Raw genomic sequence first — 6211 nt, 5'->3', positions numbered from 1 at the left:
AGGCCCCGAAGGGGCAGGGGAGGGCGCCGGCGGGGTTCTGCAGGAGTGGAGTGAACATCCGAGGTACGAGGATGTGAGCGCAGCGACGAAGAACCGCGCCCTGAAGGCGCCCGAGCAGGGGCCGAAGCGAAGCGGAGGCCCCGAAGGGGCAGGGGAGGGCGCCGGCGGGGTTCTGCAGGAGTGGAGTGAACATCCGAGGTACGAGGATGTGAGCGCAGCGACGAAGAACCCCGCCCCAAAGGCGCCCGAACAAGGGGGCTGCGGCCGAAGGCCGTCCGTTGAGGGTGGTGGCGGGCGACGGGCGGGCCAAAGCGAAGCGGAGGCCCCAAAGCAAACACAGTCACAGCCAGCCCATGTCCTGGGCCGTGCGGATGGCGGAGAGGCGGTTGTCGGCGCCGGTCTTGCCGATGGCGTTCGACAGGTAGTTGCGGACGGTGCCCTCGGTGAGGTGGAGGGCGGAGGCGATGCGGGCGACCGTGGCGCCGTCGGCGGCGGCGCGCAGCACCTCGGTCTCCCTCTCCGTGAGGGGGCTCTCGCCGCCGACCATCGCGGCCGCGGCCAGGTCGGTGTCGATGTAGCGGCCGCCGCCGTGGACGCGGCGGATCGCGCCGGCGAGCTGGTCCACGGGGGCGTCCTTGGCGAGGAAGCCGCGGGCCCCGGCGGTGAGGGCGCGGCGCAGGTAGCCGGGGCGGCCGAAGCTGGTGAGGATGACGACCCCGCAGTCGGGAGCGGCGTCCCGGACCCGGGCGGCGGCTTCCAGGCCGGTGGCGCCCGGCATCTCGATGTCGAGGACGGCGATGTCGGCGCCTCCGGCGAGGACGGCGTCGACGACCTGGTCTCCCCGGCCGACCTCGGCGACGACCTCCAGGTCCTCCTCCAGGCCGAGGAGGGCGGCGAGCGCTCCGCGCACCAGGTGCTCGTCGTCGGCAAGCACGATCTTGATCAAGCCCCACCCCTTGTCCGCACCGGTTCGGCCCGGTTTCGTTTACCGTCCCGGAGATCAGGCACTTTCCTACAGACAAGGCCAGTACAAGGGACGTCGTACCTGTCCCTTGCCGTGCTCCGGGTAACGAACTCGAAACCCCGGCATATCGGGCTCTCACCCTGTTCTAACCCATGCACAGCATGATGGAGCACAACGATCAGGACATCGTCCCGCCAGTCGGAGGACCAGTTGAACCCCAACGACCCCAGTGCAGGTACGGAACCCGGTGAGGTGACCGGCAACGGAGGCCCCGGCGCCGACCCCGCCGAGTCCGTCGACCCGGAGGGCACTCCGGGGCACACCTCCGCGGACACCGGGACGCAGGAGCCCCGCAGCGAGGCTCCCGAGGCGCCGGGCGACCCGGCGCAGGACCAGGGCACCGGGCCGCGGTTCGCCCCGCACGACCAGCCGCCGCGGTGGGCCACCGGCCCTGTCGAGGCTCAGCGCGTCGCCTTCGGCGTCGGCCCCGGGACAGGGGCGCAGGTCCCGTACGCCAACCCTTCCGGGCCGCACGGCGCGTCCGCCGTCCACCCGGCCGGCCCCTACGCGGGGGGCGGCTTCGTGCCCCCCTACGGCGGGTCGCACGGGCCCCAGGGCCCCGGTCAGGCGGGCGGTCCCGGCCACCACAACCCCTATGCTCCCCCGGGTCCCGGCGGCCAACCGCCCTACGGCGGCATGCCGCCCCACGGTGCGCCGTCCGGCCCCGGCGGGCCGTCGGGGAAGAAACGCGGATCGGGCCGGATCATCGGGATCGCGGCCGCGACCGCACTGATCACCAGCCTCGTCGTGGGGCCCGCGACCGCGCTGGGCACCGCCTACCTGTTCCCCGACGGTCTCGGTGGCCCGGTGAGCTCGCTCTCGGGTGAGCAGACCGGCACTCCCACCGAGGGCGAGGTCGGCGAGGTCGCCGACACGGTCCTGCCGAGCGTGGTCTCGATCCAGACCGCCAGCGGCGGCGGCAGCGGCGTCATCATCTCCTCGGACGGGCAGATCCTCACCAACGCGCACGTAGTGAACACCGGCGACACCGGTCCGCTCCAGGTGATGTTCAACGACGGATCGACCGCCACGGCGGAGGTCGTGGGCTCCGACCCCGTCTCCGACGTCGCGGTGATCCAGGCCCAGGACCGCCACGGCCTGCAGGCCGCGACCCTGGGCGACTCCGACCAGGTCGGGGTGGGCGCCGACGTGGTCGCGATCGGCTCGCCCCTGGGCCTGTCCGGAACCGTGACCTCGGGCATCGTCAGCGCCCTGGACCGCCCCGTGAACACGGGCGCGACCGAGAGCGGGGGCGGCCAGACCTCGACGGTGATCAACGCGATCCAGACCGACGCGGCGATCAACCCCGGCAACTCGGGCGGCCCGCTGGTGAACATGTCCGGCGAGGTGATCGGGATCAACACCGCGATCGCGGGAATCTCCGAGGACAGCGGTTCGGTGGGTCTGGGCTTCGCCATCCCGATCAACCAGGCCCGGCCCATCGCCGAGCAGCTGATCGAGGACGGCAGCGCCAGCTACCCGGCGATCGAGGCCACCATCGCCGCCGACCGCACGGGCGGCACGGTGATCGTCGAGGTCGGTGCGGGCGGCGCCGCTGCGGAGGCCGGCCTGGAGGCGGGCGACGTGATCGTGTCGATCGACAGCAGCCCGGTGACCTCGCCCGACCAGCTGATCGCCGAGATCCGGTCGCGCCGCCCCGGCGACGAGGTGACCCTCGGCGTCCTGCGCGGCGGCAGCGGCTCGGAGGAGCAGGTGACCGTGACACTCGGGGAGCAGAGCTCCGCCTCCGTGGAGGAGGAGGGCGGCAACTAGGCCGTTGACGGAGACTCCCGGGGCGTTCAAGGCCTCGGGGACGCGGAGAGGGGCGGGACCGCCGGGGGACGGTCCCGCCCCTCTCCGTGTCCCCCTCTGTGTCCCCGACGGGGCGCTGCTGACCGAGGCCGCCGCGGGGGGAGGCGGGCCGGGCCGGCTCAGTGCGGTCCCGGCGCGTCCTCGGGCGGCGGTCCCGCCGGGTCGAACTCGGGCAGCTGGAAGCCGATCACCGCTCCGCCGCCCTCGCGGGCGCGGGCCAGCACCCGGCCGCCGTGGGCGCGGGCGATCTCCTGGACCATGGACAGGCCCAGGCCCGAGCCCGGCATGCCGCGGGCGGCCGTGGCCCGGTAGAAGCGCTGGAAGACCCGGTCGAGCTCGGCGGGGTCGATACCCGGCCCCCGGTCCAGGACCTCGACCGTGCCGCGGCGCACGCGGATCTCGATCGGCGCGGTGCCCTCGGGGTCGAACTTGGCGGAGTTCTCCACCGGGTTGGCGATGGCGCGCTCCAGGGCTCCCGGACGGCCCCACACGGTGCTGTCGTCGGCGTCGACCACGATCTCGCGGCCGGTGCGGCGCCGGGTGCGGGCGGCCACCTTCTCGGCGATCTCGCCCAGGCGGACGGCGCTCGGGGACTCGTCCTCGTGGTCGCCGGTGGCCAGGCCCACGAGTTCGTTGACCAGCCCGGTGAGCTCGCGAGTCTCACCGCGCAGGTCCTCGATGAGGCTCTCGCGCGCCTGCGGGGTGAGCCGGTCCCCCTTCCCCAGCACCTGCACGTTGGTGTAGAGGCTGGTCAGCGGGGTGCGCAGCTCGTGCGCGGCGTCCTGGACCAGGCGCCGCTGCTCCTCCTTGGACCGGGCCAGGCGGGCCAGCATGGCGTTGAACGCGCTGGTCAGCCGGCCCACCTCGTCGTGTCCGATGTCCTCTCCGGCCTCTCCGATCCCCGGTCCGCCGCGCTCTGCGGTGACCGGGTCGAGCCGGCCCGTGGAGCTGACGTACTCGGCCGCGTCGGTGAGCCGGGACAGGCGGCCGGTGGTGTGGTGGCCGACGAGCCAGCCGACGGAGGCCGCGCACAGGGCCACGAGCACGCCCACCCACAGGATCTGGGTGGCGAGCCGGTCGAGCATCCGCTCGGTCGGTGACAGCTGCTGCAGCACCTGGAAGGCCCCGGCGCCGTCGCCGAGGGACACCGTCGCCAGGCGGTACTCCTGGCCCTCGATCTCCTGCAGGCGCGCCTCGACCAGGCCGGGTTCGGCGGAGGTCGCCACCTCGACGTCCTTCTCGCTCGGCGAGAAGAGGACGACCCTGGAGGGGTCGCTGACGGGGACCGTCCGCCTGCCGATCGGGTCGAGGTAGTGCACCTGGATGCCGTCGCCGGCCAGGACGGTCCCGCTGCGGACCGATCCCCCGCCCTGTTCCTCGTGGAGGGCGACGAGCTGGTCGGAGAGTCCGGTGACCGTGCGGTCGAACTCCTCCTCGGTGTCGGCGCGGATGAGTGCGGCGGCAGTGGTGTAGGCGAGTGTTCCGACGAGGGCGATGGTGACCCCGACGACGAGGGCGAACAGCACCGCGAAGCGGGTTCCCAGGCGCCAGTCGCGCGGGTGGAGCAGCACGGTGCGCTGCCGCGGCCGTTCCGGGTCCGGGGACACGCGGCTCATCCCTGCGGGCGGATCGTGTAGCCGACGCCGCGCACGGTCTGGATGAGCGGCGGGCCGCCGTCCTCGAGCTTGCGGCGCAGGTAGCTGATGTAGACGGCGAGGTTCTTGGACTCGGGGCCGAAGTCGTATCCCCAGATCCGGTCGTAGATGGTGGAGTGGTCCAGGACGATCCCGGCGTTGCGCACCAGGAGTTCGAGCAGGTCGAACTCGGTCTTGGACAGGTCGATCTCCTCCTCGCCGCGCCAGACCCGGCGGGCGCGCGGGTCCAGGGTGAGGCGTCCGACCCGCAGCGGCCCCTCCTCGGCCGGCCCCTCGGGCAGGGGCGCGGCCCGGCGCAGCAGGGCGCGCAGGCGGGCCAGGAGCTCCTCCAGCTCGAAGGGCTTGGCGAGGTAGTCGTCGGCGCCCGCGTCGAGCCCGGCGACGCGGTCCGGCGTCTCGACCCGGGCGGTGAGCATGAGGATGGGGGTGCGGTCGTTCTCGGCACGCAGGACGCGGGCCACCCCGAGGCCGTCGACACCGGGCATCATCACGTCGAGGATGAGCAGGTCCACGGGGTCGGCGTGGACGGCGGCCAGCGCCTGTACACCGTCGGCCGCGGTCCTGACCTCGTAGCCCTCCAGTTGGAGTGCGCGTTCGAGTGACTGCCTGATGGCCCGGTCGTCGTCGGCGACCAGCACGGTGGCGATGGTGGCGTCCATGGCGCCCATGCTCTCCTACCGGGGTGAGAGAGCGGTAAGAGGCAGGTGGGGTGTCCGTCAGAGTCGGGGCGGACCGGCCGGAGGCGGGGAGCGCCGGGTGTTCAGGCGCCCGGTTCGAAGGACGTCGTGCGCGTGAGCCCGGCGGCGCGGCCCTTGCCCGCGACGACCAGGGCCATCTTGCGGGAGGCCTCGTCGAGCATCTCCTCGCCGAGCATGACGGCGCCGCGCCGGTCGACCTCGGTGGCGCGGGCGTAGGCGTCGAGGATGAGCTCGGCCCGGTCGTAGTCCTCCTGGGTCGGGGCGTAGGCCTCGTTGGCGCCCTCCACCTGGAGGGGGTGCAGCACCCACTTGCCGTCGTAGCCCAGGGCGGCGGTGCGCGCGGCGGAGCGCCGGAAGGCCTCGGTGTCGCGGATCTGCAGGTAGGGGCCGTCGATCGCCTGGAGCCCGAAGGCCCGGGCGGCCGTGAGGATGCGCATGAGGACGTGGTGGTAGGCGTCGCCGGTGTCGTAGCCGGGCGGCTGCTCGCCGACGGTGAGGCTCTTCATGTTGAGCGAGGCCATGAAGTCGGCGGGCCCGTAGACGAGCGTCTCCAGGCGGGGCGAGGAGGCGGCGATGGCGTCGACCTCCACCAGGCCGCGGGCGTCCTCGATCTGGGCCTCGATGCCGATGCGGCCCACGGGCAGGTCCGTCGCGCGCTCGATCTGGGTGAGGAGGATGTCGAGCCACTGGACGTCGCGCGGGGCGGTGACCTTGGGCAGGACGATCGTGTCGAGACAGGCACCGGCGCCCTCGACCACGGCGACCACGTCGCGGTAGGCCCACCGGGTGGTGGTGTCGTTGACCCGCACGGACCTGACCCGGTCCCCCCAGCCGCCGGCGTTCAGCGCCTCGACGGCGTTGGCGCGCGCGGCCTCCTTCTCCGAGGGGGCGACGGCGTCCTCCAGGTCGAGGAAGAAGGCGTCGGTGTCCAGGCCCCGCGCCTTCTCGACGAACCGGGGGTTGGACGCGGGGACCGCGAGTACCGACCGCCGCGACCTGAGTGCGCCCATGACCATCCGCCT

Annotated in this window: 5 protein-coding genes; 1 reads left to right on the top strand and 4 read right to left on the bottom strand. The window is 73.4% G+C overall.

Features of this window, described 5'->3' with window-relative positions:
* Nucleotides 1-340: 340 nt before the first annotated feature.
* On the bottom strand, nucleotides 341-946 hold the full coding sequence (locus FHS13_RS15090) for a response regulator transcription factor (protein ID WP_184292517.1): 606 nt from the start codon (nucleotides 944-946) through the stop codon (nucleotides 341-343).
* 228 nt (nucleotides 947-1174) lie between these two features.
* Between FHS13_RS15090 and FHS13_RS15085 the strand changes: the two genes are divergently transcribed.
* Complete coding sequence (locus tag FHS13_RS15085) at nucleotides 1175-2797, top strand: S1C family serine protease (protein ID WP_184292516.1); 1623 nt, start codon at nucleotides 1175-1177, stop codon at nucleotides 2795-2797.
* A 158-nt stretch (nucleotides 2798-2955) separates the two neighbouring features.
* Here FHS13_RS15085 and FHS13_RS15080 read toward each other — a convergent pair whose 3' ends face one another.
* From FHS13_RS15080 to FHS13_RS15070, 3 genes are all read right to left on the bottom strand, one after another.
* Nucleotides 2956-4452, bottom strand: coding sequence for a sensor histidine kinase (locus tag FHS13_RS15080; RefSeq protein ID WP_184292515.1), 1497 nt, complete (start codon nucleotides 4450-4452; stop codon nucleotides 2956-2958).
* The gene (locus tag FHS13_RS15075; protein ID WP_184292552.1) at nucleotides 4449-5150 is read right to left on the bottom strand and encodes a response regulator transcription factor; all 702 of its coding nucleotides are present in this window, start codon (nucleotides 5148-5150) and stop codon (nucleotides 4449-4451) included. Before FHS13_RS15075 ends, FHS13_RS15080 begins: the two co-directional genes overlap by 4 nt.
* 101 nt (nucleotides 5151-5251) lie before the next feature.
* Entirely contained in the window at nucleotides 5252-6199 is a 948-nt protein-coding gene (locus FHS13_RS15070) for an HpcH/HpaI aldolase/citrate lyase family protein (RefSeq protein WP_184292551.1), read from the bottom strand.
* Nucleotides 6200-6211 lie beyond the last annotated feature (12 nt).

Origin of the sequence: Nocardiopsis algeriensis, from assembly GCF_014203695.1 — a bacterium.
GTDB classification, from domain to species: Bacteria; Actinomycetota; Actinomycetes; order Streptosporangiales; family Streptosporangiaceae; genus Nocardiopsis; species Nocardiopsis algeriensis.
Note: the sequence above shows the minus strand (reverse complement) of the source record. Positions and strands in the feature narration are given on the sequence as shown.

What these genes read in the sequence shown, in the direction of transcription:
- FHS13_RS15080 (WP_184292515.1), bottom strand. Translation starts at nt 4,452, where the DNA reads ATGAGCCGCGTGTCCCCGGACCCGGAACGGCCGCGGCAGCGCACCGTG.
- FHS13_RS15075 (WP_184292552.1), bottom strand. Translation starts at nt 5,150, where the DNA reads ATGGACGCCACCATCGCCACCGTGCTGGTCGCCGACGACGACCGGGCC.
- FHS13_RS15070 (WP_184292551.1), bottom strand. Translation starts at nt 6,199, where the DNA reads ATGGGCGCACTCAGGTCGCGGCGGTCGGTACTCGCGGTCCCCGCGTCC.